Here is a 423-nt window from a genome sequence, read left to right as displayed (position 1 = left end):
GCTCGGCTTCAATACGGGCGCGAGCTTCGTCGTCCATCTGCCGGCGACGTTGGGCCTCCCGCTCCGCGCATTCCCGATTCTGGGCCTCTTCCTCAGCCTGCTCTTCGATCCAGCGCATGACGGCCTGAGCCAGGGACTTGGTGCCCTCGCCACTGAGCGCAGAGATCCAGAAAACCGGCCCTTCCCATCCGAGCTCATCGACAATGGCCTGACAATGAGCATCGCGATCTTCTTCGGCCACCATGTCGACCTTGTTCAGTACGAGCCATCTCGGACGGTTGGCCAGAGTTTCGCTGAACTTCTCAAGCTCATGCTCGATCGCTCTAACCGCATCGGCGGGCGACGAGCCATCGTACGGTGCCACATCCACAAGGTGCAGCAGTAGACGGGTGCGCACGAGATGCTTCAGGAAGCGGATACCCA

At 61.0% G+C, this 423-nt stretch carries 1 protein-coding gene; it reads right to left on the bottom strand.

All coding sequences use genetic code 11. The features are described from left to right. Positions 1-423, bottom strand: a 423-nt coding sequence (locus B2W52_RS15880; protein ID WP_476738540.1) for an Obg family GTPase, incomplete at both ends; no start/stop codon positions are given.

Origin of the sequence: Marinobacter sp. UBA2498 (assembly GCF_002341575.1) — a bacterium.
In the GTDB taxonomy this organism is placed as follows: Bacteria; Pseudomonadota; Gammaproteobacteria; order Pseudomonadales; family Oleiphilaceae; genus Marinobacter; species Marinobacter manganoxydans.
The sequence above is the reverse complement of the archived record's forward strand: the minus strand, read 5'-3'. Positions and strand labels throughout refer to the sequence as shown.